We start from the raw sequence: 26,636 nt of genomic DNA, 5'->3' as shown, positions 1-26,636 counted from the left end.
CGGGAACGGCCGTTGCGCAAACAGAAAGCCATCTCAGGCCCCTTCGGCGCATAGCGCCTTCATCCTGGTATTCTGGAGAAATGTTATGACTCAGACTCTCGTTGGGCTGTTCGATTCCATGTCCGACGCGCAACGCGCATCGGACCGTCTGGCGCAGGAAGGCATCGCCCGCACCGACATACACGTTCACGCGCAGGATGCAAGCCGTGAAAGCGAAGTGCCAGACGACGTTTCAGGCAGCGGCGGCACGCCCACCCGCACCGTCGCAGCCGACACCCGAGAAGGGGCGCCACACGAAGGCGGCATTGCCCATTTTTTCAAAAGGCTGTTCGGTAATGATGACGCACCCGAAGAGGCAGGCCACTATCGCGAATCCGTCCGCCGCGGGCACGCGCTGTTGAGCGTGGATGTGGTCGACGAATCGCAGATCGACGCCGTGCGGGCGGCGATGAACGACGCCGGTGCGATGGATATCGAAGAGCGCGTGACCCAGTGGAAAGCCGCTGGATATAGCGGCTACGACAGCAGTGCCCCGGCATACACCGCAGACGAAATTGCCGAAGACCGCAGGACGTTTCCTGTCGTCCGGGAAGACCTGACCATCGGCAGGCGCGAGGTGTCGACGGGAGGGGTACGCGTCTATTCGCGCGTTACCGAGACGCCTGTCTCCGAAAGCGTCAATCTGTGCGAAGAGCATGCGACGATCGAGCGCCGGAGCGTCGATCGCCCTGCCACCGAAGCGGACCGGCAGGAAGGCGCCGTGGAGATCCGCGAGACGGCCGAAGAGCCAGTTGTTGCAAAAACTGCGCGGGTGGTCGAGGAAGTGGTCGTCGGCAAGGAGTCCAGCCAGCGGACGGAGACCGTGAATGATACCGTTCGCGGCACGCAAGTGGAGGTCGAGCGCGATGCGGGCAACGCGGCCACCGGCGGCGCCGATCCGGTGAACAGGAAGCCACTTTGAGACCGGCCCGCCACATCACAGAACGGCGGTCAGCTGACTGCCGTTTTCCCGTCGGCCGCAGCGCAGACGCCGCGAGATGCAATTTACTTCGTTGCTCAACTGTCAAGCAGGCCACGCCCTGGGCGGCAGTTGGACTGCGCTTGTAACTGACAGTAAATATGGAAACCGAGACCTACAGGTCGGGCTGGCGACCAGACCTCGCGCGACGCGCCTTTACGGGCAGAAACGACGCCCCTTGATCGATCGGACAAATACCGCCGTTTCCTCAGGCACACATGTTGTTACAAACGGATACGCCTGCGGGCAATGGACATTCGACACTACTTCTATGGCGGCCTTACGCGCCACGCTGGCAAACGCGCAACATCAGCATCGGATTGACGCTACCGTCTGCCGGCCGGCGAAGCAACGCTCTTGCAGGCGCGCACGTGGTGCGCCGTGCGCCCGTGAGTAACCCGCTCTGCACTGGCGAAGAACAGCGCGCAAAACTGCGGGCCGTCGCGCTCAAAATTCGCGTTGGACACTGCGATCCACTTCGTCCCTTCCACGAGGGTACAACGTGGACATCCCATGGCGGCAAAAAAATGCAGCAGACCTTCTCACCGGCTCGGCGCTTTAAAAAAAATACGTCAGGTCGTGACTTTGTTGTAGGCGATCTGCACGGATGTTTCACCCAGCTGCGAAAAGAACTCGAAGCTGGCCAGTTCGACCCGTCCCGGGACCGGATCTTTGCGGTCGGCGACCTGGTAGACAGAGGGTTCGAATCGCCCGCTGTCCTCGACGTGGTGCGTCGGTACGGCATCCAGTCGGTGCGCGGCAATCATGAGGACTCGATCGTACGCTGGCGTCTTTACGGCGCCAGCGACGGCTTCGTTCGGCGCAATGGCGGCAGGTGGCTGCTGGATATGACAGGAGACGAACAGTCCATTGATGCTATCGTCGCGTACATGGCAGCCCTCCCCTACGCAATCGAAATCGAGACGGACTTCGGCCTGGTCGGGATCGTGCATGCCAACGTGCCTCTGAAATCGTGGCCCAGAACGGTTGAAGCGCTACTGAAAGAAGGGATTGACGGGAAAATACGGCGCAAGGTCATCTGGGATCGGTCACGATGGAAGCTGCCGGAACCGGGTGGCTTCGGGTCGTTGCGCCGCGTCGCCGCGCGACTGTTCAGGCGGCTCAGGTCTGCTCGGCTTGACACCAGCGGCTGGGTCGAAGGGGTGGCGGCTGTCATCGTAGGACATACGCCTTCATCTGGGCCGATCGTGAGCCACAATGTGATCAATGTCGACACGGGTGTTGTGTACGGCGGCAACCTTACACTGCTGCGCCTCGATGAAATCCCCACACTACTGAGCCAGGGCACCGGCGCGGCACCTGCATTTAGCCGGATATCGCAATGATCACCGGCCCGCAAATCTGAGCAACTACAATGACCACAAACGTATCCGGGTTCATGTGACACCATGACTGGCGGGCGCCGGCAAAACCGGGACGCCCAATTCATCGGTGCGCGTCATTCGCCCGATCTGACATTTTTCGCGGGAACGCCAGAACGCCCGGCTGACTCGTCTCATTTTCTGGCTGGTGCCTATCCATCTTCTTCGTCACCAAGCCTGCCACCTTCTTCAACGTTTTTATCCGATCTGTTTCTTCAGAAGCCCGCGGACGCCACAGCGCTGCCAGTCGGGGTCTCCGCGCTCGCGACTGTAAAAGGAGTTCTCGACGGCTCGAAGGATGACCCAATCGTTGCACGCTTTCCTCGTCTCTCTTGTACGGCCGTTGACATGCCAGCATCGCCCCCAGATCGTCAATTCACGCTGAATGGCGACACCACCATCGTCTTCGTCGCGCTCAGGCCGGTCCCGGTCAATACAGGTGGCGTCCAGCGATACACCACAATGCTCGAGTCGTTGTAGTTGTCCTTCGTTACTTCATATTTACCGGTCGAACGCCGATACGCCCGAAGTCCGTATATCGAGTCCACATCGTTGCCCACGTCGACTGTGTTTGGGATTGCGATTGACGAGCGTGGTGTCGAGCGTTCCCGGTCTGAACCAGCATCTCCTGATCGAGCCGCCAGCAATTCATCAGTCGACGTGCGCGGCACATTGATGGACGATTGAGGCGGCGGGCGAATGCCCCAGGTGGCTGAACCCGGTCCGTCGACGATCGGCTCTGATCGGACCCGCAAGAGCCGATCAGGAAAATTTCGCCGACGTCTGCCAGGGTTCGGCAACCGGCCATTCCCTAAGAAATCACCTTAAGATATATGGACAGGCCAAACACACAGTCCTGGAAAACCATCCGGACGAGCGCATGGACGAGATTCCACTCGAGCGCCGTAGAATGCTGGCGGCTGAAATGCTTCTGAGAAGTGAACGCCCCATGGAGATATCCAGGCGGACTGGCCTTAGCTTGCCCACTCTGCGTAATTACAAAGCGCTGTTAGACGGCGGCGGTCCGGACGCCCTTGCCCGGCTCGGCCCCCACGGAAAGAAGTCGCGACTGGACGATAACGCCCAAAGCTGGCTCATCAGCGCTGTCAAGCACTCGCCCGAATTGCACGGTTTTTCGACGCCGGTCTGGACAGTCGATCAGGTAAGGAGCGTCATCCTCGCGCGTTATGGCATTCAATACTCGTCCTCGCATGTTGCCCGCATGATGCGGGACTGGGGTCTTGGCTATCGGCTGACCTACACGTCTGTCGTTACAGAGGCTAAAGGACGGGCCCAGAGACGTCTGAGCGTAAGCGGTGAAATAAGCACACATGGTTTCCTGAGGCTTGATCGCGCAGCATATGTCCACCTCATTGATAGGTGGACATATGACGCAGAATCCCTCAGATCCGTTGAAGCTTGAGCCCGTCGGGGTAAGCAGTGATGGCCGACGGCGCTACTATGACGAAGAGGCCAAACAGAAGCTGGTCGAGGCCTGCCTGCAGCCGGGCGTGTCTTTGGCTGGCATGGCGCTCAAGGCTGGTGTGAACGCGAACCTGCTGCGCCGGTGGGTCAGCAAGCACCAGGAGAAACGCGACGGCACCGTCGCGATGGACGTAATCGAAGGTACGCCGTCGGCGTTTGTGCCGGTCGTCGAGATCGGCCGCACCGACGCGCAGTCAAGGCGATCCGGACCGCAATCGGAACTCCTGCCGGCGCACGGCGAATCCGAGCGCCGCTCGCTGCACCCACCGGCACCGTCACGGCTGACGGTGGAAATGCCCAATGGCATTACGCTCAAGCTCGAGTCTAGCGGGCAGGACACGACGTTGGTGTCGGCGATGATCGAAACGCTGGGGCGCTACCGTGTTCCGGCTGGACGCTGAGCTGCGGGTCTACCTGCACCGCGACGCGGTCGATTTTAGGAACGGGATTAACGGTCTCGTTATCCTGGTCGAGCAGTCCATGCAGCTTGACCCATTTGCCCGTGCGGTCTTCGCCTTCCGTAACAAGCGTGCGAACCGCATCAAGCTGCTGTTTTACGAGCGCTCGGGTTTCTGGCTGATGATAAAACGATTAGAGGCAGACCGTTTTGTCTGGCCACGCCGACAGCAGGCGGTGATGGAGCTCACGACCGAGCAGCTTCACTGGTTACTGGAAGGCATCGACATCGATGCGGTACGTCGTCACCCTTCGAGACAGTACCGGCACGTGAGCTGAACGTTCAGTAGCAGCGCCGCCGGGCGTGGTACGCATGGTGCCCGGCGCAATTGTTACACTTTGACGTAAACCCATTCGTTGTGCGGCTTCGCTATCGTGGAGGACATGAATAGCGGCGCCCGTCCCCCGTCCCCTGAGGACGACCTCAAACACCTCTCGCCCGATGCGCTGATCGCGCGCATTCTCGAGCTTCAGTCCCAGAACCAGCAACTTGCGCAACGCATCGGGCAACTCGAGGAACTGTTCCGCCTCGCGCAGCTCAAGCGCTTCGCCCCGAGCAGCGAGAAACTCAAGGATCGCGTGTTCGATGAAGCCGAGCAGATCGCTGCGACCGAACCCACCGACGATGATCCGGGTGATGCATTAGCACTGCCCGATACGGGACTGCCGGAGGTTGATAAGCCCGAGCGTGGCAAACGGGGACGCAAGCCGTTGCCAGCGGAGCTGCCGCGCCGGCGCATCGAGTACGACCTGCCCGACGAGCAGAAGATTTGCCCGTGCTGTCAGAGCGCGCTGCACCGCATGGGCGAGCAAATGAGCGAGCAGTTGCACATCGAGGTCAAGGCGTCGGTGTTGCAACACGTACGCCTTAAGTACGCGTGCCGCCACTGCGAGCAGCACGCGGAGCACACGCCGATCGTGACCGCACCGATGCCGGCCCAGCCGCTGCCGGGCAGCAACGCAAGCGCGGCCATGATCGCGACAGTGACGACCGGCAAATATGTTGACGGCACGCCGCTGTACCGGATGGAACATGCGCTGGCCCGTGCGGGCATTCCGGTGGGCCGCGGCACGCTGGCGAACTGGATCATCAGGCCTGCCGAGCTGCACTACCGCCGGCTGTACGAAGCGATGCGCAAGACACTGTTGTCTCAGCCGCTGATTCACGGCGACGAGACGACGGTGCAGGTTCTGAAGGAAGAAGGCAAGAGCGCGCAAAGCAAATCGTACATGTGGACGTACCGCAGCGCACAGGACAGCGAACAGCCGGTGGTGCTGTTCGATTACCAGTCGGGACGCGGGCAGCAATATCCGCAGGCGTTTCTCGCCGGCTACGACGGCATGCTGATGACCGACGGCTACAGCGCCTGGCGCACGCTCGAAGGCGTGGCCCACTTCGGATGCATGGCCCATTCGCGGCGCCTGTTCGTCGACGCGCACAAGGGGCAGAAGAGGAAAGCCGGTGGTCGCGCGCTGCAGGCGCTTGAGTACTTCAAGGCGCTGTATCAGGTCGAGACCCTGGCCCGGGCAGAACTGCCCGATGGCGAGGCACGAGCCGACTACGCCTACCGGCTGCGGCAGGAACACAGCGTGCCTTTGCTAGAAGCGTTCAAGGTATGGCTGGACACACAGGCGCCCCAGGTCCTGCCTGAAAGCCTGTTGGGCAAGGCGATCAGCTACACGAGAAACCAATGGGAATATCTAGGCCGCTACGTGACCGATGGGCGTGCCCCCGTGGATAACAACATTCTGGAACGAGATATCAGGCCATTTGCAACAGCGAGAAATTCATGGCTCTTCTCTGACACAGTTGCGGGCGCGAAGGCGAGCGCCATCGTCTACAGTCTCGTGCTGACGTGCCGGGCCTGCAACGTCGAGCCCTATGCATATCTGCATCATGTACTCAACGAGCTAGCGCAACGAGCGCCCGGGGCTGACATCGGCGACCTGTTGCCTTTTAACTTCGCCAAACGAGTGACGCTCGCTACAACCCGCCCCTGAAGCACCTCAATCTGAGGTCCAATTCGCATTTCTGCACGAGCTCCGGCACAGGTCGGCCATCGGTCGGCAACGTAGGCGTGCCCGCTATCGCAACGCGGGCGCCAGCGCGGCCTCGGCTAAAATAGCGGGGTATTCGTTCTCGCATCAACCAGCGGAAATCATCCCATGACCAGGACAAATATCAGGTCCGTCAGCATTGCTCCCGACCACAACAAGCCTACTAATCTGTCGAAAGGACAAAAGGCGTTCAACACGCTTATCAAGCAGATCGAAAAGCGGCGCGCCCGGCTGAGTGCCTGGGAGGCTGCAATGCCTGCCTTCCATCGGAAATACCTAAGCGAGTTCGCTCCCCTTGAGCAAACTTCCATCGATTTGCGGACCAGGCTCGTGCATCGCCTGGACCAGGCGTACGGTCAGAAGGGCCTGACCAAATCCGAACGACGCACGATTGCAGACCTGATCACCGACCTGGCAGGTGAGCTGGTCGCGCAGAGCGATGATCCGGAGCTTAAAACGATTTACAACCGGTATAGCGAATCTGACTTTGACAGTGAAGCCGCCGCCGAGTTGGAAGACATGAAATCGGCGCTCGAAGCTATGCTCGGGGTCGAGTTGGGCGACGACGTTGATATGAGTTCTCCCGAGGACGTACTGCAGCGCGCCCATGCGCAAATGGAGCAGTTGCAGGCACAAGATGCACTCGAAAACCAGGCTCGGGAAGCGCGCCGCGCCAAACGAAAAAAGACGCCCAGGCAACTCGCAGCAGAGGCACGAGAACAAGTTGAGCAGGCAGAACTGAGCTTATCCATCCGCGAGGTCTATCGCAAACTGGCCAGCGCCTTGCATCCCGACCGCGAAACTGATCCGCAGGAACGTGAGCGCAAGACCACCATGATGCAGAGGGCCAATCAGGCGTATAGCAAAAATAGCCTGTTGCAATTGCTTGAGGTGCAGCTGGAGCTGGAACATATCGACCAAAGCGCCCTCAACAACATCGGCGAAGAGCGGTTGAAACACTACAACAAGATTCTGAAGGAACAGGTCGGTGAACTCGACCACGAAATCCTGCATGTCGAGAACGGATTCAAGAACAGCTACGGAATTCCGCCCTTCATCGACGTCTCCCCCGGCACTATCATGCGCAATCTCGCCGCTGATATCTTCTCGCTGCAGGAGAGCCTCCACGCCCTTGAACATGACCTGCTCGTATTCGACGACGTCAGGCAACTTAAGGGCTGGCTAAAGTCCGTGAAACGGTCATTAGCCACGCCGCGTTTCGACGATATGCCGTTCTAAAGGCGCGCCGCTCGTCGTGCTTCTTCCAAAGTGTGGAGAAAACACCGCTTACGTCTGAGCGAAAGGGACGCCGAACGCAGGAGACAGGCCGCAAAGATGCTCCTTTCCGGCCAGAGCGCGGAAAACGTCTCGGAAGTGCTGAATATCGGCCTGCCAACCGTCAAATCGTACGTGTCAATGCTATAAGCCGGCGGCCTCGAAGCCCTCGAAAAAATGACCAGCCGCGGTCACAATCCGCTTCTCGATTCAGGGGCACTCCGGCGGTTGAATGTTGCACTGGAAAAAGGTCCACCAGCCAACGGCTTCGAATCACAGTTGTGGAAGAACCGCGACGTGCAAACGCTGATCAAACGTAAATTCGGCGTCTATCATTCCGCCGGACATGTACGGCAGCTGGTCGAAAAGTTGGGACTTGCTCATTGCATGAATCCGCCGAAACGACGAACTGAAAAGAAGCGCGGCACGTTAAATGACGATGTACTTGCATGGATTGTCGCGACGGTGAAGCAATCCCCCCGGTCGCACGGCATAGACGGCGATCACTGGAACAACGCTCGCCTGCGAGCCGTCCTTCAGCAGCGCGTGGGGGTAGCGTATTCCCGGGGCTATATGTGGGAGATTGCAGTCCGCGCCGGGATAGGTCACCCGCTCACCAGGCGAAGGAACTGACTCCCTATGCATGGCGTGTGTGGCAGCATAGACGCATGCTAGGATTCCTCGGCGGCATCGCGCGACGCCTTTTCTGAAGGCGAGTAGCGAAGTCGATATGTGAGGCCATACCCCCGGACAAGATGGCCAACATGCGAGGCTGAAAAATGGATTCCGAAGCGCCGGAAGATCAATTCACGCAACTGTCTTATGGTCCAGGTCGGCCCGGGATAGCCGTGAATGCCGGGTGAGTGCTTGATGGCGCTAACGAGCCAGCTCTGCGAGGCATCATCCAGTCGCGGAATATTTCCGTAGATACGAAGGCGTGCGAGAGCCTCAGGGCCGCCTCTTTCGACCAGGTCCTTGTATTTGCTCACGGTCGGAAGACTTAACCCGGCCTTCCTGGATACTGCGCTAATACTTTCGCCGTTCAACAGGAGCTTGGCGGCGAGAACCCTACGCCGGGCGAGCGGGACATCGTCTACCTGTTTGCTCATCGTCCGATGCGGAAGTGAATGGTGGTCATGTCGCTTTGAGCGTCTCCCTATTTATAGACGATTTTCGTCAAGTATTGGGGGTGAGCGGGCGACGCCGCGTCCAGACCAGTTGCGCGCTCCTGGCCGGAGCGGAACTCCGTTATCGGGCCAACTGGCGGGACGACCGCCGCCTCGCCGGACTTTTTGGAACGGCCGCTAACTGAACGTGTCGGGTCGGCCGATTGCGCCAGCCAGATCTCCCTTCGTGGCCGGACACGGTCCGCTGCTGAATGGATAAACGGTCCGCTGCAGGTCTGCCTGCGTCAGGCACAAGTCGCGGGGTAGTCGAGCTCCTGGAGGCGACGCCCGGAATTACAGACCATCAATCGATAAGTCCGGATGCGTCCCGTCGACGATCGACCGCCCTTCGGCGAACCCGGCTTGCTCTGCGGCCTCTGCATCTGGCAGGTCAGGTATCGCGTGAGAGAAATTCACCCTGCTAGGTGAATAGCGAATATCGTCGCTGGGCCGACAGACGTATCCGGCATACCCGAACTGGATGTCTGGTGGGTGCGGCGAATGCTCCGGGACAGCCAGGACCCGGATAGTGAAACCTTTGTACTCTTCAAATTGCTCTTTTCCTGCGGCCATATCTGTCTCCAGCGTGATGCTCGAACAATCATTGCACGCGACCCAGGCCGAGTTCTCGTTGCACCACTGTATCGCCCAGCGCTGCGCCGCCTCAATAGCATCCGCGTCGGACGAATAATCGCCGAGGTCGCCCGAATACTTCACCTCAACGGCATCGCCACCGACCGGGGCGCGCCGATAGATCTTAGCGCGGCCGTAATAGTGGCCGCCTTCATCAAGAGGTGACGCGTCGATGTGGAATTGTTGGTAGTCGAACTGCATGGCTGTCTCCAAACGGTTGCCCTGCTCGTCGTCGCGTGGGCCAAGTGGACATGTTTGTCACCGCCGGGGTCGCTCTGTCACTCTGCGAGGTGAATTGGACCTCGGCCTCTTCGGCCCAAAACGCTTTCTGAATGATATGTACATCGTAGGCAGTACCAGCAAAGCTCGCTGACCAACGAGAGCAGGGCAGCCACGAGAATTCTTGTGGGAACGCTCCGTCCAAACAGGTGCATCGATTATCAGCGATCCGGGAGTGGATGCCGACCGATCGTTCGTGGCCGAACCCGGCCCGATGCAGACCTGATGAGATCGCCGATCGCCGCAAATATGGGAAAGGCATAACCATTTCATTCGACATTGCCGATGCGCCAGTGGCGAACGTATCCGCACTCGTGAGAATGACTGGTGTCCGTGCCTGTCTTCTTTCCCGCCTGAGCTGACGACAGAATTCGACGCCATCCATAATCGGCATTGACCGGTCCGTGATATGGCGCGGGCATTTCAACGCGTGCAGCGGCAAATCCCTCGCTGTTATTGCGGCCGGCAGGGACAGTTAGTGCTTGGCGCGATTTGGCGTTCCTGCCGGGCAAAACCCGGCATCGCGGCGGCTCATTCCGTCTCTACGGGGCGGCCTGTCGGCTCTCGACGCGCGCACGCCGGCGCGGTCTTGCGGGCCACGCAAGCAGGCCGGTGGCGGAACGACCTGGAAAAGCGGGACATTAAGCACGAGTTATGCAGACAGGTTGCCAACGGTAGCTGTGATGGCAAGACAGGTTGGTCCGCAAGAAACGCAAACCTGATTGTCGCTGTGCGCTTCGGGCGCGCCAGATATCAGAGGTCGTTCTTGGCAAATTCCATCAGGGCGCAGGCGCGTTTCCGTATCGGCCTGCGAGGCCGCCAGTCCACGCAAGGTCTCAACCGCCGCCGATACCTTGTTGCACTGTTCCGGTGCCCCCGCACGCCTTGCACTGCTCCCCTTCTATTTTGCCGGTGCCGTGGCAAGCGCGGCATAAGTCTTCGCCCGTGCCGGGTGCGTCGGCTGGCCCTTCGTCACCCGGATTTATCTGTTCGCTACCCTGATTGGCGTCTTGCATGACTCTCTCCTTCGCTTTAACGTCCATGGATGCTGTACACCGCGGCTCGCATCAGCTTTGGCTCGCGCGCTTCGCACGCACGCTCACCTGACTTCGCATCGGATCCGGCTGGGCACAGCGCTTCAGTTCAGCAGGCAGGTGCGTCATTGGGGTGGTCATCGCGGCCGCTGTCACGGGTGTGGCGAAGCTCGCCCTTTTCGGAGACGATGTATTCGATGCGGCTCCCAATGATAGGACGCTTCGCGTTTGTTGCGCGCCTCGGCATATGCGCGCTGACGACATGTGCCACGACGCCTGCTGACGTCGCGGCAGCAAGAAGTGGGCGGGGCAATCGGCCCAGTTTCCTCCTGCAGCGCGCCGGGCCATTCTTGTGGCACCTTCTTCTGTCCATAGCGCGCGGAGTTTTCAGAAGCGCGCTCCAGATGCGACAGTGAGCGTGACCAGGAGGGGCTCGCGACCAGCACGAGGCGATGACGGATACCGTTTCGCCCATCGCCTGAACCTGAGCCAAGGCCCCCTGCCGCATCGGCCTTGCGAACCAGACGTTGTAATTTTCACGTGTACGGGTCGTAATTCCGTCAGGGGCGGCCATCTTCCGCCGCTCACGGACTCCGCTGCGGACAGAGCCGGCCTGCGCTGACACGGCCCACCGGCGCGCCGCATGGATTGTTTACACGCGAGCCGGCCATGTGGGTATGGCACTCCCAGAGGCCTTGAGGAAACAGCGGGATGAAAAACCTGAATCGCGGCATGCTAGTCTGCCAGTTGGTGATCTGGACAGTTGCGCTGCTTCTTTCGCTCTGCGCATGACCGCACGACCGCTGCGCGCAGGCCGCTTGAACGGTCATGCAATCAGCACCCTGTCCACTACCAGACACGCCAGTGTCGGCCCGAAATCGTGTGGCCGCCGCAGAGGACGGAGGCTGCCGGATCGAGGTCAGCCGTACGCTCCGCGACGGATATGTGCGAGCCTCGCCGTTATCAGGCTTCGCGCTTCACGCCTGCGGCCGCGGCGGCTGAGGCGCTCCAGCTCGCGCAGCAAGACCGTCGCTGGGAACGGCTTTTTGAGGAACCGAACATGCGGCAGGCGCGGCCGCCGACGCGTGTCGGCCGTGAGAATCACCGGAATCGACGCGAGCGATGGGTCCGCGCGCAAGGCGCGGACCAGATCGGCGCCATCCATCACGGGCAGGTTGCAGTCCGTCACGACAACGTCGGGTGAGCTTTCACGGATGACACGTAGCGCGTCGACACCATTATGAGCGGTGCGCACAAGATGCCCTTCGGACGCGATCAGCAATGCAAGCGAACCCAGCCACCCCGCATTCGCGTCGACCAGCAGGACGGAAGCCATACCTGTTCCCTTTCGCCGCCTGTACGGGGCACGAATCGGCAAGGGGCATCACGCATCGTGGCGTGTTGCCGTCTCGAAGCGGCGAAGCGTCGTCACAACTGCTTTGGCCGGTCGCGACTTCGCGGGCTCTCATGCCGGGCCTGACTGCAGACCTCAGGACGACGCCCCGGATCGCTACGATAACGCCGCCCATGGGTGATTCCGCCAACTGTTTGTCGTCAAGCTTCGCGCATTCATTGTGCCCGGACATCGGCAAGGCACTTGCTGTTGTCCTGCATGAGTATGGGGTGCGCATCCACCCTGATGCGGCGGGAGTACCGGGCGCTGCGTGTCCCGATGTTAACAAGCCGGACTCCGCGTCAGGCGCCGCTACGCGCGAAGCCCGTCGCGCGGCTGGGCAGGTACGGCAGACAGCAGCTAGACTGCAGTGAACGCGGTTGCGAAGCAATGCCGCCGCCGCTTGTCGTGGGGCTGGAAGGAACTGCCAGGGCCGAAGCCAGGAACCGGATGATGCAAAGCGCGGCGCGGACGATTTTCAGGCGAGCGACGCCCGCCCGTTACCGCGCCAATTGGCGATCTGGGCCGCTGCGAAAACGTGACTCGATGCAATGAAAGCCGTATTGTTATGCGCAGTGACACATGCGCAGACAGGTGCAATGAAGCTTGATGAGAGACGACAATGACCCCGACTTTCTATACGCGAATCCTGACGGGCGCCATCGTGGTGTTTGCCCTGGCCGTTTCCGCCGGTTGCAAACCCGGTGACAAAGCCGGGGGGGCAGCGAATGCAGATTCGGCCGCCAGCAGTTCCCCTTCCCCCGCCAGCCGATGAGTTTCAGCATGCCCCGACGCGTGCACGGCGGGGGTGCAGGACGAGCCGTGTTCACCGACACCATCACCACCATCTGACGCCCGTTGACCGCATAGCTCGTTGGGGTGGCCTGACCGCACGCGGGCCGCCGTGCCTTGCAGAGTTGCTCGCCGTTACTGACATTGAACGCACGGACAGGCGGATAAAGCGGAAGTGAGCGAATTGAACAGAAGTGCGGCGGCTCCGACGACTGCCGGCCAGCGCGAGTATCTGGACGCGATGATCTCGCGCGTTTGCGGAGCGTTCCCGGGGGGTATGCGCACGCTACTACAACCCGACCAGCCAGACTGCATCAGCACTGCGGACGAGCACGCACCCCTTTGGGGCACTGACGTGATCGCGGCGAGGGCCTTTCGCCTAGCCGCCTGTGAACAGCGTGGTCGGTCCACTTCCGCGGCACGATCAGTGCTACGAAGGTTCTCCTTTCCGGAATGCGCGCCATGCAAAGTCAGTATCGCGGATACACAATCCATGTATCGGCTAGCCTGGTCGATCGAGACATCGTCGGCTACGCCCGTATTTACAGGCAGCAGGGTGATGCCCTTGCCGCCGAATGCGTGCACGAGATGGAATTCCACCTCGCGTTTGTCGACGAACATGAAGCAATGGCTCTCGCACGAGAGCGTGCTATTGCCTGGGTCGACGAGCATTAGCGCGTGGGCGGGGATTCCAGGCGGCTCTTCCGGCGGCTTCCCCATTCCCGCAAGGCGCTGTCGCCAGTGCCGCTGGCGTGCGTCTGCCGAGTAGCGCCGCTGCGCCTCTTTCAGTACATCCCAGGACAATGGCATCGGCGCCACTGTCCCGCAGTGGGCGAGCGTGCAGGATGGAGCGACAGTACTCGCCACCGCTGTCGCCGGTCGTTCGCGAGCTTTCTTGCCGGTGCGGCGGTGTGGGGGCGGCCCGGATGCGGATGGAACGTCGTCTTCCGGCATCGCACGCTGCTTAAAATCGTCTGGTTTAGCTTTGTAGTCTCGTTCGCGTTGAAGCTGCCCGTGCGGATTGGGAGGCCTTACGTTCCCGTTTGCGCTTCCGCTTCCGTCAACGGGCGGACGAATAGTTTCCGTGAGCGTTTCCTCAGTGCGCTCCGAGATGGGTAAAGCCGAAGATGTCAAAGGTGATCGAGCACGTCTTCTCGCTGGGGACCTGAATTGCGCCCGAACGTGCAGCGCGCGCCGAAGTCCCCATCCAGAGCCGCACAGCCGCGGCACGGCCCATGCTCGGCCGTCGATAATTTCCCAGGACCCGACCACGAAACAACCGGCCACGGTAGCGTGTATGAGGAAGGGACGGCTGCTGCTCGTCGCTAAGGAGCGCGGCCGTTGGGCAATGCCTGGCGGCCGGCCGGAAGCCGACGAACCTCTGTCGCGCACGGCCTTCCGCGAGTTAAGGGAAGAAACGGGTCTGCCCGCAGTCAGCGAACGGTATGCATTCCAGTTTCGCGGGGCGAGCACCCGGCACTTCGTCTTTGTCGCCGATCTCCCAGACAGGGGCCGAGCCGTCGCCCGGTAACGAAATTGCTCGTCGCCGCTGGGCCAGACTGAAGGACGTCAAGCGCATGCCCGCAAGCATTCCGACCAAGAGGCATCGCCGATTTGCTCTTGAGAGCACGTATTATGGTCGGGCGCACCGCGGGAAGCGCAGTGCACGCCGGCAGCAGCATGGCGCCGAGGATGGCCCGCGCTATGCGCGGGTGTGCACCCCCCGGGCGCCCTTCGCCGTCAGCACCGTACCGCTGGTAGCGTCAGGTGAGAACCGTCAATCGGATCACCTGGTTAGTCCAGGGACGAAAGTGTCCGGCCTCCGCCCGGGTGACGGGCAATCGTTTCCGTCGGTATGTAGCGCACCCTGCAAGGCCCACGCGGCCTCACCAACGACAGCTCGACCGCTCCAGCCGGCTTATGAAAATGCTAGTAAGCCTGCTCATGGACGCCGACCCATCACCTCGCGCGGGGATCGATAGCAACGACCGGCGACGCTGCGAGATGACAAGGCGGCAACGCAGACTCGCTGGAAGGTTGGCCCGTTCCGGTAAAGCGCGGAATATCCGGTCACGAGGGCGCGGCAATTCGAACGCGTCAGTGGTCATCATGCACCGGAGCGGGAACGGGATGCGGTGACGGTTTCGACCGGGGGAACGACCTCCTGAGCTACGCGTCACTGCTCACCACGGAAGCCGCTCGCGATACAGCAGCGCAGCAGCGCGACATTCATCCGAGAAGGGTGCGACGCGATCGCATGTGAATTTCCGACAGCGTGCGATGCCGAATGCCGAATGACAGGTTGGGCTCGGGAATAGTTCGGGGATGACAAGCGTTCTTATGGCGGACGACGGTGTCGCGATGTTGGCGGCACGGGCCGCCGCTTGCATCAGCTCTGGGATACACGGTAAGAACGGCCAGTGACGGGCAAATTAGCGCTGCACGCCGACGGTCGCGGCGAATCCGAAGACGATGCAGAGGATCATGACGGCGCATGTGAGCCGTCCCTGCAACCAGTCGGGAACGGGCAAACAGCGCCCCGCAAAGCAGGCCTCTGCATACACGGGGACAACCGGTGTCACAGTCATCAGAACCCCGGATCAAAGCCGAACGCGCGGATCGGGTTCGGTTAAGCCAGAGGACTCAACGACGACGCACCGATTGCCGTTCCGAGCACACTCCTGGCGTGAAGGGATGCAAAGGCACCGGCGTTCGTTACAACGGCGTATGTTCCCGCGGCAGGCGCCGCCATGACCGCGCTGACCGGTGCTACGGTAGCTCGCGTGCTGCCGGGTGGGCGCCGCGTAGCGTGTTTACTCGTGGTCAACGCGCGGCAGGTCCGCAAGCATTCGGCCGGAACCGGAACCGGCGTCGATCGTTTCGATCGATGCGTGACCCGACTCATCCACGACACACCGGACCTCCGGACCCGCAACGCGCTGTCCGTCCAGCGGAAAGACAGTCACCACGGTATCGCCTTTGGAGAGCGCGTCGACCACCTCAATCACCGGCGATTCGTGCGGCGCAACCTCAAACTGTTCTCCGCTCACTGAAACCTGCCCCCAGAGTACGTGGGTGACCCTTTGTGAATCCTGGTCAAGCCGGACTGCGGTAATCGCGTGCACCATTCGAAGTTCCTCGCTGGTGAGAGAAATCGCGGGAGGAAGGAACGCCCTGCCTTTCCTGCGCGACGGCGGTATGTGCCTGGCGCCAGGTAGCCCATCCCGGGCGCCGCCCGCAACGTCGCCCGCAGCCTGCGATGCCGCCATCAGTTGCTTCGGGCCGTTAGCCGCCGGTGACGGGGCCGCGAGGAAGTCCTGGGAGGCCTCGCAGTCCTCGACCGTCGTGGAAGGGACTGCGGTGACGAGCACGATCACCGCCCATAGTAACAGCCCCTCGAGGTCGCGGATGTAAGCGCGACAGGTCCGGCCAGGCGCCGGGCGCCCAGTGGCCGGAACCACAACCGCGCATCGGGTGAGCGGCGGCCGCCAGCGCCGACCTTTGCTCTACCATGCGCCGCGTGACGGCGGTGAGTTTCGCGCTGCCGTGCTGCCCGGATGGACTCGTTCAGGTAAGCCATGCAGCAACGGGAGCTGCATCAGCTCATCGAGCATCGTTCGCGGATAGCGCTCCATCGCCTCGGGCGCCACCGCGTCTTTGGCCATGAGCAGTGAGTCCGGCGAACGAACGTCAACAGGTGAGCTTATTCAGGAGCCGAAGACCCGGACGCATCGCAGCCGGGTGCGCCGGCTTGACCAGCACGTTGGATTCGGCACGCACGATTATCGACGGCACGACCAGCAGCGTAGATCTGCCCGCGGCGATCCAGCGATCGCCTAAGTGGCGCGCGACCCGCAGGTCGGGGCCGTCCCAGCCCGGGGATTCACGCGCTTCGACCCGCTCCACTTCCATGTCGTTCGGCACCTCGGTCCCGACACGTACGTGATGCCGTGGCACCTTGCCGTCTCGCAGCAAGAGCGTCCATGAATAACCCCATGGTCATACTGCATCGCGTATGCAAAAAATCCTGTCCACGCGCCACCCCGATAGGGTTGTCCTCTGTCCACCCATGGAAACCGTCGACGTCAAAGCATAAGTGCTCGCAAACCGCCGCGGCGTGGCGTTTGGCCTCGTACGCCAGAACAACACAGTCGAATGCGTCATCACAATCGCTGCACTGGAGACCCATTTCTGGCTTGAACTGGGGGCCAGTGTGTCCCGGATCCTAAAGACCTTCCGGGACGGATATGGCCGCATCCGCGCGATTGCTGAGCGCAAGCTGCTCGCCCATCCGGCAGCGCATCTCGAACTGGCGCCCGACGATTTTGCACATCCGTGACCGCAGGCTCGCGGTAACGCACCAGAGCTTTCCCCGGAGCGTCCAATGGATCGCGAGGTTGTCGGGACAGCGGGAGCCGAACACGGATCGCCCACGCTTCCCGAAGCTTTTGCTTTGTCTCTGCGCCGCAACTTGCACTGGTTCCACAGCAACCGCACCGGACGGATGCGGTCGTGGTGTTCCCATGACTGACTCTCTTCGAGATATTAATCCCTCAATTGTTTGATGAAGCCTTTTCACGTGAGTGAGTGTCAGTCCGCGCTCGCTGCCAACGGTCGCCGCCCGACCCTTTAAGCGCCCCGTCGAGCGGTACACCGTGCCTTGGGCGTTATCGTCGACGCAGTCAGGCAAGTCGACAGCGCCGCCAGATAAGCCGATGAGAAGGACCCAGAAGAAACGCACCCCCGTCCCGGCGAGCATATGGCCAGGACGCGCTTGCCACCGGAACCTCTCTCCGTCCAAATTGTCGATATCTGATATCGACCTTGCTGGGGGAATCCGAATGACCGCCACGCACCCAGAGGCGATGCTGCTCTCCGACGAGGATGCCCGGCGCCAGTTGCGCCGGGCCGTCATCGCAAGCACCATCGGTACCACGATCGAGTGGTATGACTTCTTCCTTTACAGCATCGTGACTGGGCTGGTTTTCGCGAAACTGTATTTTCCAGAGTCGGCCCCGCTCGTCGGCACGCTTCAGGCGTTTCTGATCTACGCCGTCGGCTTCGTAGCCCGCCCGGTTGGCGCGGCCATTTTCGGCCATTACGGCGATCGCATCGGACGCAAGGCCACCCTGATCGTGACCCTGTTACTGATGGGACTCGCCACGTTTGCCGTGGCCTTTGTTCCGACCTATGCGACGATCGGCATCTGGGGTGCCGTCGCGCTCACGGTGCTGCGTTTCATCCAGGGCGTGGGCGTCGGCGGCGAATGGGGCGGCTCGGTCTTGATGTCGATGGAATGGGCGCGCACCAACGCGCACCGCGGCTTCGTCGCCTCCTGGCCGCAGTTCGGGGTGCCGGCGGGACTGTTCCTGGCCAACCTGGCCGTGCTGGTCATGAGCCAGATCTCCGGCAGCGGCTTCCTCACCTGGGGCTGGCGGGTGCCTTTCTTCCTCAGTATCGTACTGGTCGCGATTGGACTCTATATCAGGTTGAATATTCTCGAGACGCCGATCTTCGCGCGGCTCCTGGCTGAACGCAAGATCGAGAAGACGCCGATGCTCGAAGTGTTGCGCCGCCAGCCGAAAGACATCCTTCTCTCGGCCTTCGCTCGCATGGCCGAACAGGCGCCTTTCTATATTTTCACGGCCTTCGTCTTCACCTATGGCGTCACGACGCTGGGCGTGACACGCAACCTGTTGCTGGCGGCGGTGCTGGCGGCTTCCGTGGTGGAATTCGTTACCATCCCGCTCTTTGGTCACCTGTCCGATCTGATCGGACGGCGGCGGATGTACATGATCGGTGCCGCCATGGTCGGCGTATTCGGCTTCCTCTATTTTGCAATGGTCGACACCAGGGATCCGATCTGGATCTTCGGTGCGATTGTGCTCTCGCTGGTACCGCATTCGATGATGTACGGTCCCCAGGCAGCGTTGATCGCCGAATCCTTCACGGGGCGGCTGCGTTACAGCGGTGCGTCGCTGGGGTACCAGTTGGCTTCGGTCATTGCCGGCGGCCCTGCCCCGCTGGTCGCGACCGCGCTCTTCGCTTACTATCATTCGGGCTATGCAATCGCGGGTTACATTCTGCTGTGCGCGGTGGTCAGCCTGATGGCCGCTTCGCGGCTGGTCGATTACACGAACAGGGACATCTCGCTGGAATACGACGGTACGCAGACGAAGGGCGACAGCGGACACGCAACACCCGCTGCATGACCCACTGGCTTGCGCTGAAGCTGCTTCCGCCGATATATGCAGGGGTACGCGCCGTCCACGGCCGCAACGACGCCTTGTAACGATGGAAATGCAGCAGGAAATTGATAGCATTGCCATCCGTGTCGAGCCCTTCGGGTAACGCCGGACTTCCCCTTCACCCTTCTTCATTCTGTATGACCCGGCAGTGTACTAGCGCGCTAGTGTTACAGAGCGTCATGGTGCGTCGCCAATCCATTTAGGTCCCGCAGCCCACACCTAGCAGTCGTGGCGGCGACGGCGGCACGCATGGTCCTTCTGGCGTGACAGCATCAAAAGTTATGGCTTTGCGCCGGCCCATTGTTGGGAGTCCCCGGTTATCGGGCTGTGGCTGGGCCGCCTGCAGGGTCTGCCTCACGGTCCTGACGCGCACTGTTGTCGCCCGATGCCATCTTCTTCGTGGCCGCGCTCTGCTCGGAAAAGCGCGGAGCCAGCCAGGCCAGCGCGCAGAATGCATGCTCGCGGTGCGGCCCAGGAATTGCGCACGTATAGACGAGAAAATGAAGCCTTGATGCCTGGCGACGGAGACGAGGATGAAAGCCCTGGTAAGACACGTTGCGACGGCGGCGCTGATTTCCGCGCTTTCGGCGGCTGGATCTGCACAGACCTCACGTGCTGCCTCCGAGGCGGGGGCTACTGTTGGAAAGACACTGGAGCCTGGCGCAGATAGGCAAAGCGCGGGCTCTGCAAGTTCGACGAGAAGCGGCGATCGGAAGCGCACGCCCGGCGCGGCCCCCGCAAATCACTCCGCATCCGCGCCTTCCCCCACAGTGCCGGACAACCACGTGAGAGGTGGCCCATCCGACCAAGGAGTAACACGTGGTGGACCAGAAAATCCGAGCGGGCTTCGAAAGCCCGACTGATGCGCGAAGTTCAACACATTGGTCAGGAGTTGTTCAACTCTGAGGGCTAAAGCGTTTCGGGGGGTGTCCCCGGGTATCCGCAGGCGGGAGGTCTGCGGCGGCCTCGCCTGCTCACTGACGGTGAGCCTGAACTGCTCGCAGCTCAACGATTGTTGCGCTCTTCTCCGATGCGCTCGAGCGCACCGGATGCGGCCTGCTGCCGTTCCGTGCTGGAGGCGGACCCGCCGGACCGATAGATCATGTGGATCGGCAACTACCGTGCTTCGGGCGCGATACGAGAATTGGCGTTACGCGCGATGCGACGCGACCGCACGTCGCCGAGCGCCGACTGACGCGCTGCAGCTGCGGGTCAATTGCAGATGACTGACGGATGCGAACCAGTTCGCGCTGCCAATCGCGCGGCGCCTCTGGCTACGCGGTCTTGCACAAGGCGCTCCCGTGTGTGATCACCACCCGGCCCGATCCTCGGATGGTGACACCGAGCGGAAATGCGGCGCGGTTACGGCTGCCCCCCGCCGCCCGACGCGCCGAATACCTGGCCGGTCACGTAACTTGCCTGCGTCGACGCGAGCTGCACATACAGCGGCGCGATTTCTGCAGGCTGGCCTGGTCTTCCCATCGGCACCTGTTCGCCGAAATGCGTCAGGTTCTCCATGGTCTGCCCACCACTGACCTGCAAGGCGGTCCAGAATGGCCCCGGCGCGACCGCGTTGACCCGGATGCCTCGTTTGACCATCTGTTTGGCGAGCCCCTTGGTGAAGTTTGCGATGGCTGCCTTGGTCAGCGCGTAGTCAAGCAGGTTTGCCGACGGATCGTATGCGTTGACCGAAGCTGTATTGATAATCGCGGCGCCGGGCGGCATGTGTGGGATGGCCGCCTTGGTGATCCAGAACATCGCGTAAAGATTGGTGCGCAAAGTCCAGTCGAAGTCTTCCGTACTGATGTCGAGGATCGAGTCGTGGCTATGCTGACGCCCCGCATTGTTGACCAGAATGTCGAGACCGCCCATTTGCTGGAGCGCGTTCGCAACCAATGCCTGGCAGAATGTTTCATTGCGGATATCGCCCGGCAACGCCACCGCTTTGCGGCCCGCCGCGCGAATGACCTGCACGACTTCCCTCGCGTCCGGCTCTTCCGCCGGCAAATAGACGATCGCAACGTCGGCGCCCTCACGCGCGAACGCAATGGCGGCCGCGCGGCCGATGCCGGAATCGCCGCCGGTGATAAGCGCGTGTCGGCCAGTCAGGCGGCCGGTGCCCAGATAGCTGGTTTCGCCGTGGTCGGGGCGCGGCGTCATGCGTCCCGCGAGACCGGGCCATGGCTGTTCCTGGGCCGGAAAGGGCGGATGAGGGTGCAGGCCTCGCGGATCAGCTAGCGGAGCCGCGCCGGCCGTTCCGGTCGTCTCCGTGCCGCTGGCTTGTCCGAGTGCATGAGTGGCCAGGGTTGTCACCACTCCCGCTGCGGCTCCTTGCATCAACCTGCGGCGGGCTGTCGATGTAGTGTTGTCGGATGGCATTCAAACCTCCTGATAAATGAAAAGCCCGCATGGCAGCCGCTTGAAAATTATCGGCCCGCAAGTGGGATACCCGGGGGAATCGTGCATCTCGCACCGGCGGTTCTCAAAGGGACCGCTCTGCGATAACTAGACTGAAGTCGGTCTCATCCCGCGCCGTGGCCCGGATCGGTGCGTCACCGCGTTGCGCGGCGCATACGGTGTGCTGGCCTCGCCTGGCGCATGCGCAGCCGCAACCGCGGCAGACACGCTTTCACTTTTGCAATGGCGATGCTCGCCGCGTTCGCGAGCCGATTACTGGGCCACGCCCTTTTTTGCCGCGAGATCTTGCGCCATTTTGTAATGTTCCCTGATCGTCGGGAGCGCCTTTTGCGCCGCTTTTTTCAGGTCGGCGTTCTGTCCGTCCGCTATCTCTTTTTCAAACGCCGCAATGGCCGACTGATGGCCTTCAAGGCCCACCTTCTGGATGTAAGCCTGATCGAATTCCCTCCCCTTCGGCTGCTTCAATGTGTCAAGGACGCTGGCGTCCGAATTGTCTTTCGGCACCTCGACGCCGTGCGGTGCAGCCATCTTCAGCTGCACGGTCAGCTTGGTATGGTCCAGCATCATGTGATGAGCAAATGACTTCACATCCTTGTCGCTGGAATTGCTGGTCGCAAGCTTCGCTGCGTCCATTTCAGTCGACGACGACATGCTCGCAGCCTGAACGAAATCCTTGTCCACCTAGGGCAGGGGATTCGCTGCAGTAGTGGAAGCGGCCTGGGTCTGTGCGTTGACCACGGGTGAAAGCAGCCAAAAAGAAGCACATACGGCTGCGACGAGTGTAATCCGTTTCATGCGTGACCTCTCCTCAATCGGTTGAGTGGGCTATGACGGCCGAGGGTTCGTTGCGTCTACTGGCCGGCAGCAACCAGCATGCCGGGTTGTCCAGGTGCAAGCCTGATACGCGCGCGGGTATCTGCTTTCCCGGCCGTCAATGCTCAAGGCTCAACGCGAGTGCGACACCGTGCTTGCATCTTCAGAGAGAACAGGCTGAACGACTGCGCGTCAGCGCAACAGCATGTTGCGGAGATCAGCGTCGCGGTGCACTGGGAGCTGAACGAGCGGCTTGCACTGCCAAGTCCCTGTCCTTGCGAACGCCGCCTTTCCCTGGCGAGAGTCGCGAGGTCGGTCCCGACGGTGTCAGCGCTCTATAGAAGGCTCACGCGCCAGAGGCCGGGCGTAAAGCTGCCGCCCGTCGCGGCCAGCGCCGTCTCCATCCGACGTGCAGCCGACTGCGAAGGCTCCGCCGGCTTGTCGCCGTGCCCGGCACCCTGACCCACGCGTGATTGTTGTGACGATCCACCCGCAACCCGCACTGCCCCCAGACTCGCCTGCGCAATCCCCGTGACGTACAAGTTCGCGATCAGCGGATATAACGCACCCAGACGCCGGTCAGGCGTAAATCGCTGGGTACAGGGAGCCATTAGTACTGCGTATTTCGCGTTGATCCGCCAACGCGTCCTCCGCCCCCCGTCGTGCTGAGAGCTTTTCCTTGCCAGAGTTACACGCCCCGTTTGTAAAAACAGGGAACGCCACAGCGCTTCGAAAAATGCGAAGGGGCGCGCCACAGCGCTTCGGTCGTCGCCGCAAAAGCAATGACGTTGTCCCCTGCCGTTCACTCGCCGTTTGGCACACCGCATGCTGCGGCCCGCGGTAAGCCGCGACCGCGCAGATTCGCACAGCCTGCCGGGGAAGCCGACCTCGCTCAACGTCCGTCACTCTCCACGCCGGGAAGGTACCCATGAAAATCGCTCTTATCAGTGAACACGCTTCGCCTCTTGCGGTGGCCGGGGGCGTCGACAGTGGCGGACAGAACATTTACGTTGCGAACGTCGCGCGCCAGTTGCTCGAAGCGGGCCATCAGGTCGACGTGTTCTCGCGGCGCGACCGCGCGCTGCTCCCGCTCATCTCCGACATGGACGGCGTGCGCGTCATCCATGTGCCTGCCGGTCCGCCGATGCAATTGCCGAAGGAACAGCTGCTGCCGTTCATGGATGAGTTTGCAGCCTTTCTCATCGACTTCTTTCGCCGCGAAAGTTTGCAGTACGACGTGATGCACGCAAACTTCTTCATGTCCGGTCTCGCCGCATTGAAGGTGAAAGCGGCGCTCGGCATTCCGCTCGTCACCACCTTTCATGCGCTCGGCCGGGTGCGACGCCTTCATCAGGGCACAAGCGACGGCTTTCCGGACGAACGCTTCGCGATCGAAGACGACCTCGTTGCGCTGTCGGACGCCGTCGTCGCCGAGTGTCCGCAGGACGAAGCGGACCTGATCCAGCACTACCATGCCGACCCGGCGCGTATCCGGATCGTCCCGTGTGGTTTCGACGCCGACGAATTCAGGCCCGTCGGGCGCGCTGTCGCACGCGAAGCGCTCGGCTGGCAGCGCGACGAATTCATCGTCCTGCAACTCGGCCGGCTCGTGCCACGCAAAGGGATCGACAACGTGGTGCGCAGCGTGAGCGTTCTGAAGCAGGCTTTCCGCGCGTCCGCGAGACTGTATGTAGTGGGCGGCAACTCCGATGCGCCGAACGAACTCGCAACCCCCGAAATTGCGCGCCTGCGCGGTATTGCCAGCGAATGCGGCGTGGCAGCGCAAGTCACGTTCGTCGGCCGGCGCGGCCGTGCGCAACTGCGCTACTTCTACAGCGCCGCCGATGTGTTCGTGACGACGCCGTGGTACGAGCCCTTCGGCATTACACCGGTCGAGGCGATGGCTTGCGGCACGCCGGTGATCGGCGCCGACGTGGGCGGGATTCGTTATTCGGTGGCCGATGGCGTAACGGGCTTTCTGGTACCGCCGCGCGATCCGGCCGCGCTCGCCGTGTGCCTGGATCAGTTGCGGCGCGCCCCCGAACTGGCGCGCCGGATGGGCGAAGCGGGTCTCGCTCGCGCGTACGCGGAATTCACCTGGCGCGGTGTGGGCGAGTCGCTCGCGCAGATCTACGCGCAGCTGGCGCGGGCGACAGACGTGGCACCGACGGAAGCCGTCGTCGGGCAGATGGAGATGCCCAGGCGCGCCGCGGCGGGAGCGTCGTCCGGTTAACGCTGCGGGCACACACGCAGACAGATATCGCGTGATGTCGCTTCAGCGGCACCACTTCGGCATTCACTCACGGTTTTCGCCAGGACCCCCATCATGCTGCGACCCGCTGTATTTCTCGACAAGGACGGCACGCTGCTCGACGACGTACCGTACAACATCGACCCCGCGTTGATGCGCCTGGCTCCTGGCGCGCGCGCCGCGCTGACGCTGCTCGCCGCGTCGCCGTTCGCGCTGTTCGTCATCAGCAATCAACCGGGCGTCGCATTGGGCATGTTCGCGCGCTCGGCGTTGACGGAGGTCGAAGCCCAATTGCATCACCTGTTCGCCGGGTGCGGCGCGACCTTGAGCGGCGCGTACTGGTGCCCGCATCATCCCGATGGCAAGGTCGCGCCATACAACGTCGGCTGTGATTGCCGCAAGCCCGGGTCGGGCCTGTTGCGGCGCGCGGCGCGCGCGCACCGGATCGATCTCGGGCGCAGCTGGTTTATCGGCGACATTCTCGACGACGTCGAAGCAGGCAACCGTGCCGGCTGCCGCACCGTGCTGCTCGACAACGGCCACGAGACCGAATGGATTGAAGGCCCGCTGCGTGTGCCGTTCGCGCGCGCCGCCCATTTGCACGCAGCCGTGCAGTTCGTCGAGCGCCATCACGGCGGCTGCCGCACAGCGCCGCTCAACGCGGAAGTCACGCGATGAACGCGCCACTGCTGCTTGCGCAGCCGACGCTGGCTCATGCGCGTGTCCCGCTGGAAACATCGCCGTTCACGCCTTGGGGCGACGACGTCAGGCGCATTCTGTGCGTGCGGCTCGACAATCTCGGCGACGTGCTGATGACCACGCCCGCGCTGCACGCATTGCGAGCGTCCGCTACAGATCGTCAAATCACGTTGCTCGCGTCGCGCAGCGGTGTAGCGCTGGCGCCATTTCTCGACGATGTCGACGACGTGATCGAATATGACGCGCCGTGGGTCGCCCATGCGTCGAGCGCTGTGCGCACGCTGGTCGACGATCACCGGATGCAGGAGCGTCTGCGGCGCAACAGCTTCGACGCCGCAGTGATTTTCACGGTATACAGCCAGAGTCCCCTGCCGGGCGCGATGCTCTGCTATCTGGCTGGCATCCCGCGCCGTCTTGCGCATTGCCGCGAAAACCCCTATGCGTTGCTGACGAACTGGTTGCGCGAGCCGGAACCGCAGCAGCGCACGCGTCATGAAGTGCAACGCCAGCTCGATCTCGTGCGCCAGGTCGGCGCACACTCGCCTGATACGCGCATGCGCTTCTGCGTGCACGAGGCCGACCGGCGCGCGCTCGACACGCAACTGTCGGCGCGCGGGATCGATCCCGCGGCCGGATGGCTCGTGCTGCATCCCGGAGCGACGGCTGCGTCGCGCCGCTATCCGCCTGAACGTTACGGCGACGTCGCCACGCGGCTCGTACGCGAAACCGGCGCGTCGTTACTGATTACCGGCAATTCCAGCGAACGTCCACTGGCCGAGGCCGTGATCCGCGCCGCCGCGCGTGGCGTTCGCACGCACCTGCACGACCTGAGCGGCACGCTGACCCTCGGCGAACTCGCCGCGCTGATTGAACGCGCGAGCGTGCTCATTTCCAACAACAGCGGGCCCGTGCATCTGGCTTCCGCGTTGGGCGCGCCGGTTGTCGATCTGTACGCGCTAACCAATCCGCAGCATGCGCCCTGGCAGACACCGCATCGCGTGCTGTTTCGCGATGTCGAGTGCCGCTGGTGTTATCGCAGCGTGTGTCCACAACAGCATCACGCGTGTCTGCTCGGCGTCGCGCCTGGCGAGGTCGTGCAAGCCGCGCTCGAATTGCGCGCCGCCATGCCGATTGCCGAGGCCAACCCGAAGCCGGACCCGAATGGCAACGCCAGCCACGCCGACGCGCCGCCGCTTGCCGACGAACCGCTGGTTCCCTGAAACCTCTTTCTTTGCG

General features: G+C 62.1%; 22 protein-coding genes and 3 pseudogenes. 15 read left to right on the top strand and 10 right to left on the bottom strand.

What is annotated here, in order from left to right:
• Positions 1-85: 85 nt before the first annotated feature.
• The gene (locus RI103_RS37260; protein ID WP_310819638.1) at positions 86-961 is read left to right on the top strand and encodes a YsnF/AvaK domain-containing protein; all 876 of its coding nucleotides are present in this window, start codon (positions 86-88) and stop codon (positions 959-961) included.
• 584 nt (positions 962-1,545) lie between these two features.
• Positions 1,546-2,364, top strand: a complete 819-nt coding sequence (locus RI103_RS37255; RefSeq protein ID WP_310819637.1) for a metallophosphoesterase — start codon at positions 1,546-1,548, stop codon at positions 2,362-2,364.
• A 407-nt stretch (positions 2,365-2,771) separates the two neighbouring features.
• Here RI103_RS37255 and RI103_RS37250 read toward each other — a convergent pair.
• Positions 2,772-3,009, bottom strand: a pseudogene (locus RI103_RS37250) (SMP-30/gluconolaconase/LRE-like region family protein); the annotation flags it as partial.
• 271 nt (positions 3,010-3,280) lie between these two features.
• On the opposite strand from RI103_RS37250, the gene RI103_RS39825 reads away from it, so the two are divergent.
• The 6 genes from RI103_RS39825 (at position 3,281) to RI103_RS37225 (ending at position 8,307) form a co-directional block, all read left to right on the top strand.
• Positions 3,281-3,823 (top strand): winged helix-turn-helix domain-containing protein, encoded by a 543-nt coding sequence (locus tag RI103_RS39825; RefSeq protein ID WP_409077085.1) that lies wholly within the window; start codon positions 3,281-3,283, stop codon positions 3,821-3,823.
• Positions 3,789-4,286, top strand: coding sequence for an IS66-like element accessory protein TnpA (gene tnpA, locus RI103_RS37245; protein ID WP_310819636.1), 498 nt, complete (start codon positions 3,789-3,791; stop codon positions 4,284-4,286). Before RI103_RS39825 ends, tnpA begins: the two co-directional genes overlap by 35 nt.
• Positions 4,267-4,620 carry an IS66 family insertion sequence element accessory protein TnpB gene (tnpB, locus tag RI103_RS37240; RefSeq protein WP_310819635.1) on the top strand — a complete coding sequence of 118 codons (354 nt, stop codon included), beginning with the start codon at positions 4,267-4,269 and terminating at the stop codon, positions 4,618-4,620. Before tnpA ends, tnpB begins: the two co-directional genes overlap by 20 nt.
• A 105-nt stretch (positions 4,621-4,725) precedes the next feature.
• A complete protein-coding gene (gene tnpC / locus RI103_RS37235; protein WP_310819634.1) occupies positions 4,726-6,342 on the top strand; it encodes an IS66 family transposase in 1,617 nt (538 codons plus the stop codon).
• A 165-nt stretch (positions 6,343-6,507) separates the two neighbouring features.
• The gene (locus RI103_RS37230) at positions 6,508-7,638 is read left to right on the top strand and encodes a J domain-containing protein (protein ID WP_310819633.1); all 1,131 of its coding nucleotides are present in this window, start codon (positions 6,508-6,510) and stop codon (positions 7,636-7,638) included.
• Between the two features lie 213 nt (positions 7,639-7,851).
• Positions 7,852-8,307, top strand: a complete 456-nt coding sequence (locus tag RI103_RS37225) for a hypothetical protein (RefSeq protein ID WP_310819632.1) — start codon at positions 7,852-7,854, stop codon at positions 8,305-8,307.
• A gap of 38 nt (positions 8,308-8,345) precedes the next feature.
• Here RI103_RS37225 and RI103_RS37220 read toward each other — a convergent pair whose 3' ends face one another.
• From RI103_RS37220 to RI103_RS37205, 4 genes and pseudogenes are all read right to left on the bottom strand, one after another.
• The gene (locus RI103_RS37220; protein WP_310819631.1) at positions 8,346-8,783 is read right to left on the bottom strand and encodes a winged helix-turn-helix domain-containing protein; all 438 of its coding nucleotides are present in this window, start codon (positions 8,781-8,783) and stop codon (positions 8,346-8,348) included.
• Between the two features lie 675 nt (positions 8,784-9,458).
• Positions 9,459-9,674: pseudogene (locus tag RI103_RS37215) on the bottom strand (hypothetical protein); the annotation flags it as partial.
• A 914-nt stretch (positions 9,675-10,588) separates the two neighbouring features.
• Positions 10,589-10,768 carry a hypothetical protein gene (locus RI103_RS37210; RefSeq protein WP_310819630.1) on the bottom strand — a complete coding sequence of 60 codons (180 nt, stop codon included), beginning with the start codon at positions 10,766-10,768 and terminating at the stop codon, positions 10,589-10,591.
• A gap of 937 nt (positions 10,769-11,705) precedes the next feature.
• On the bottom strand, positions 11,706-12,122 hold the full coding sequence (locus RI103_RS37205; protein ID WP_310819629.1) for a response regulator: 417 nt from the start codon (positions 12,120-12,122) through the stop codon (positions 11,706-11,708).
• A 1,311-nt stretch (positions 12,123-13,433) separates the two neighbouring features.
• On the opposite strand from RI103_RS37205, the gene RI103_RS37200 reads away from it, so the two are divergent.
• A complete protein-coding gene (locus RI103_RS37200) occupies positions 13,434-13,646 on the top strand; it encodes a hypothetical protein (protein WP_310819628.1) in 213 nt (70 codons plus the stop codon).
• Positions 13,647-14,082: 436 nt separating this feature from the next.
• Complete coding sequence (locus RI103_RS39820; RefSeq protein WP_409077084.1) at positions 14,083-14,502, top strand: NUDIX domain-containing protein; 420 nt, start codon at positions 14,083-14,085, stop codon at positions 14,500-14,502.
• Between the two features lie 1,282 nt (positions 14,503-15,784).
• On the opposite strand, the gene RI103_RS37195 is transcribed toward RI103_RS39820, so the two are convergent.
• A complete protein-coding gene (locus tag RI103_RS37195) occupies positions 15,785-16,099 on the bottom strand; it encodes a hypothetical protein (protein WP_310819627.1) in 315 nt (104 codons plus the stop codon).
• A 562-nt stretch (positions 16,100-16,661) separates the two neighbouring features.
• Positions 16,662-16,946: an RES family NAD+ phosphorylase gene (locus tag RI103_RS37190; RefSeq protein ID WP_310819626.1), complete on the bottom strand. Its 285-nt coding sequence runs from the start codon at positions 16,944-16,946 to the stop codon at positions 16,662-16,664.
• A gap of 121 nt (positions 16,947-17,067) precedes the next feature.
• On the opposite strand from RI103_RS37190, the gene RI103_RS37185 reads away from it, so the two are divergent.
• Both RI103_RS37185 and RI103_RS37180 read left to right on the top strand, forming a co-directional pair.
• The gene (locus RI103_RS37185) at positions 17,068-17,310 is read left to right on the top strand and encodes a DUF1488 family protein (protein ID WP_310819625.1); all 243 of its coding nucleotides are present in this window, start codon (positions 17,068-17,070) and stop codon (positions 17,308-17,310) included.
• A gap of 502 nt (positions 17,311-17,812) precedes the next feature.
• Positions 17,813-19,183 (top strand): MFS transporter, encoded by a 1,371-nt coding sequence (locus RI103_RS37180; protein ID WP_310819624.1) that lies wholly within the window; start codon positions 17,813-17,815, stop codon positions 19,181-19,183.
• A gap of 1,398 nt (positions 19,184-20,581) precedes the next feature.
• On the opposite strand, the gene RI103_RS37175 is transcribed toward RI103_RS37180, so the two are convergent.
• From RI103_RS37175 to RI103_RS37165, 3 genes and pseudogenes are all read right to left on the bottom strand, one after another.
• Positions 20,582-21,598 carry an SDR family oxidoreductase gene (locus RI103_RS37175; RefSeq protein WP_310819623.1) on the bottom strand — a complete coding sequence of 339 codons (1,017 nt, stop codon included), beginning with the start codon at positions 21,596-21,598 and terminating at the stop codon, positions 20,582-20,584.
• A 291-nt stretch (positions 21,599-21,889) separates the two neighbouring features.
• Positions 21,890-22,432: pseudogene (locus RI103_RS37170) on the bottom strand (DUF4142 domain-containing protein).
• Between the two features lie 353 nt (positions 22,433-22,785).
• Positions 22,786-23,061 carry a hypothetical protein gene (locus RI103_RS37165; RefSeq protein WP_310819622.1) on the bottom strand — a complete coding sequence of 92 codons (276 nt, stop codon included), beginning with the start codon at positions 23,059-23,061 and terminating at the stop codon, positions 22,786-22,788.
• A 317-nt stretch (positions 23,062-23,378) separates the two neighbouring features.
• Between RI103_RS37165 and RI103_RS37160 the strand changes: the two genes are divergently transcribed.
• The 3 genes from RI103_RS37160 (at position 23,379) to waaF (ending at position 26,620) form a co-directional block, all read left to right on the top strand.
• A complete protein-coding gene (locus RI103_RS37160) occupies positions 23,379-24,683 on the top strand; it encodes a glycosyltransferase family 1 protein (RefSeq protein WP_310819621.1) in 1,305 nt (434 codons plus the stop codon).
• Positions 24,684-24,776: 93 nt separating this feature from the next.
• A complete protein-coding gene (locus RI103_RS37155; RefSeq protein WP_310819620.1) occupies positions 24,777-25,379 on the top strand; it encodes an HAD-IIIA family hydrolase in 603 nt (200 codons plus the stop codon).
• Positions 25,376-26,620: a lipopolysaccharide heptosyltransferase II gene (gene waaF / locus RI103_RS37150; protein ID WP_310819619.1), complete on the top strand. Its 1,245-nt coding sequence runs from the start codon at positions 25,376-25,378 to the stop codon at positions 26,618-26,620. The genes RI103_RS37155 and waaF overlap by 4 nt, the downstream gene beginning before the upstream one ends.
• Positions 26,621-26,636 lie beyond the last annotated feature (16 nt).

This window comes from Paraburkholderia sp. FT54 (assembly GCF_031585635.1).
Taxonomy (GTDB): Bacteria; Pseudomonadota; Gammaproteobacteria; order Burkholderiales; family Burkholderiaceae; genus Paraburkholderia.
This window is presented reverse-complemented; position numbering and strand designations above follow the sequence as displayed.

Bases quoted from the DNA above. Each gene is read 5' to 3' on its own strand.
- RI103_RS37200 (WP_310819628.1), top strand. From the start codon at position 13,434: ATGCAAAGTCAGTATCGCGGATACACAATCCATGTATCGGCTAGCCTG.
- RI103_RS37210 (WP_310819630.1), bottom strand. From the start codon at position 10,768: ATGCAAGACGCCAATCAGGGTAGCGAACAGATAAATCCGGGTGACGAA.
- RI103_RS37220 (WP_310819631.1), bottom strand. From the start codon at position 8,783: ATGAGCAAACAGGTAGACGATGTCCCGCTCGCCCGGCGTAGGGTTCTC.
- RI103_RS37230 (WP_310819633.1), top strand. From the start codon at position 6,508: ATGACCAGGACAAATATCAGGTCCGTCAGCATTGCTCCCGACCACAAC.
- RI103_RS37195 (WP_310819627.1), bottom strand. From the start codon at position 16,099: ATGGTGCACGCGATTACCGCAGTCCGGCTTGACCAGGATTCACAAAGG.
- RI103_RS37260 (WP_310819638.1), top strand. From the start codon at position 86: ATGACTCAGACTCTCGTTGGGCTGTTCGATTCCATGTCCGACGCGCAA.
- RI103_RS37160 (WP_310819621.1), top strand. From the start codon at position 23,379: ATGAAAATCGCTCTTATCAGTGAACACGCTTCGCCTCTTGCGGTGGCC.
- RI103_RS37165 (WP_310819622.1), bottom strand. From the start codon at position 23,061: ATGGCTCCCTGTACCCAGCGATTTACGCCTGACCGGCGTCTGGGTGCG.
- RI103_RS37155 (WP_310819620.1), top strand. From the start codon at position 24,777: ATGCTGCGACCCGCTGTATTTCTCGACAAGGACGGCACGCTGCTCGAC.
- RI103_RS37180 (WP_310819624.1), top strand. From the start codon at position 17,813: ATGACCGCCACGCACCCAGAGGCGATGCTGCTCTCCGACGAGGATGCC.
- RI103_RS39820 (WP_409077084.1), top strand. From the start codon at position 14,083: ATGGGTAAAGCCGAAGATGTCAAAGGTGATCGAGCACGTCTTCTCGCT.
- RI103_RS37205 (WP_310819629.1), bottom strand. From the start codon at position 12,122: ATGGCTTCCGTCCTGCTGGTCGACGCGAATGCGGGGTGGCTGGGTTCG.
- waaF (WP_310819619.1), top strand. From the start codon at position 25,376: ATGAACGCGCCACTGCTGCTTGCGCAGCCGACGCTGGCTCATGCGCGT.
- RI103_RS37175 (WP_310819623.1), bottom strand. From the start codon at position 21,598: ATGCCATCCGACAACACTACATCGACAGCCCGCCGCAGGTTGATGCAA.
- RI103_RS37225 (WP_310819632.1), top strand. From the start codon at position 7,852: ATGACCAGCCGCGGTCACAATCCGCTTCTCGATTCAGGGGCACTCCGG.
- RI103_RS39825 (WP_409077085.1), top strand. From the start codon at position 3,281: ATGGACGAGATTCCACTCGAGCGCCGTAGAATGCTGGCGGCTGAAATG.
- tnpA (WP_310819636.1), top strand. From the start codon at position 3,789: ATGACGCAGAATCCCTCAGATCCGTTGAAGCTTGAGCCCGTCGGGGTA.
- RI103_RS37255 (WP_310819637.1), top strand. From the start codon at position 1,546: ATGCAGCAGACCTTCTCACCGGCTCGGCGCTTTAAAAAAAATACGTCA.
- tnpC (WP_310819634.1), top strand. From the start codon at position 4,726: ATGAATAGCGGCGCCCGTCCCCCGTCCCCTGAGGACGACCTCAAACAC.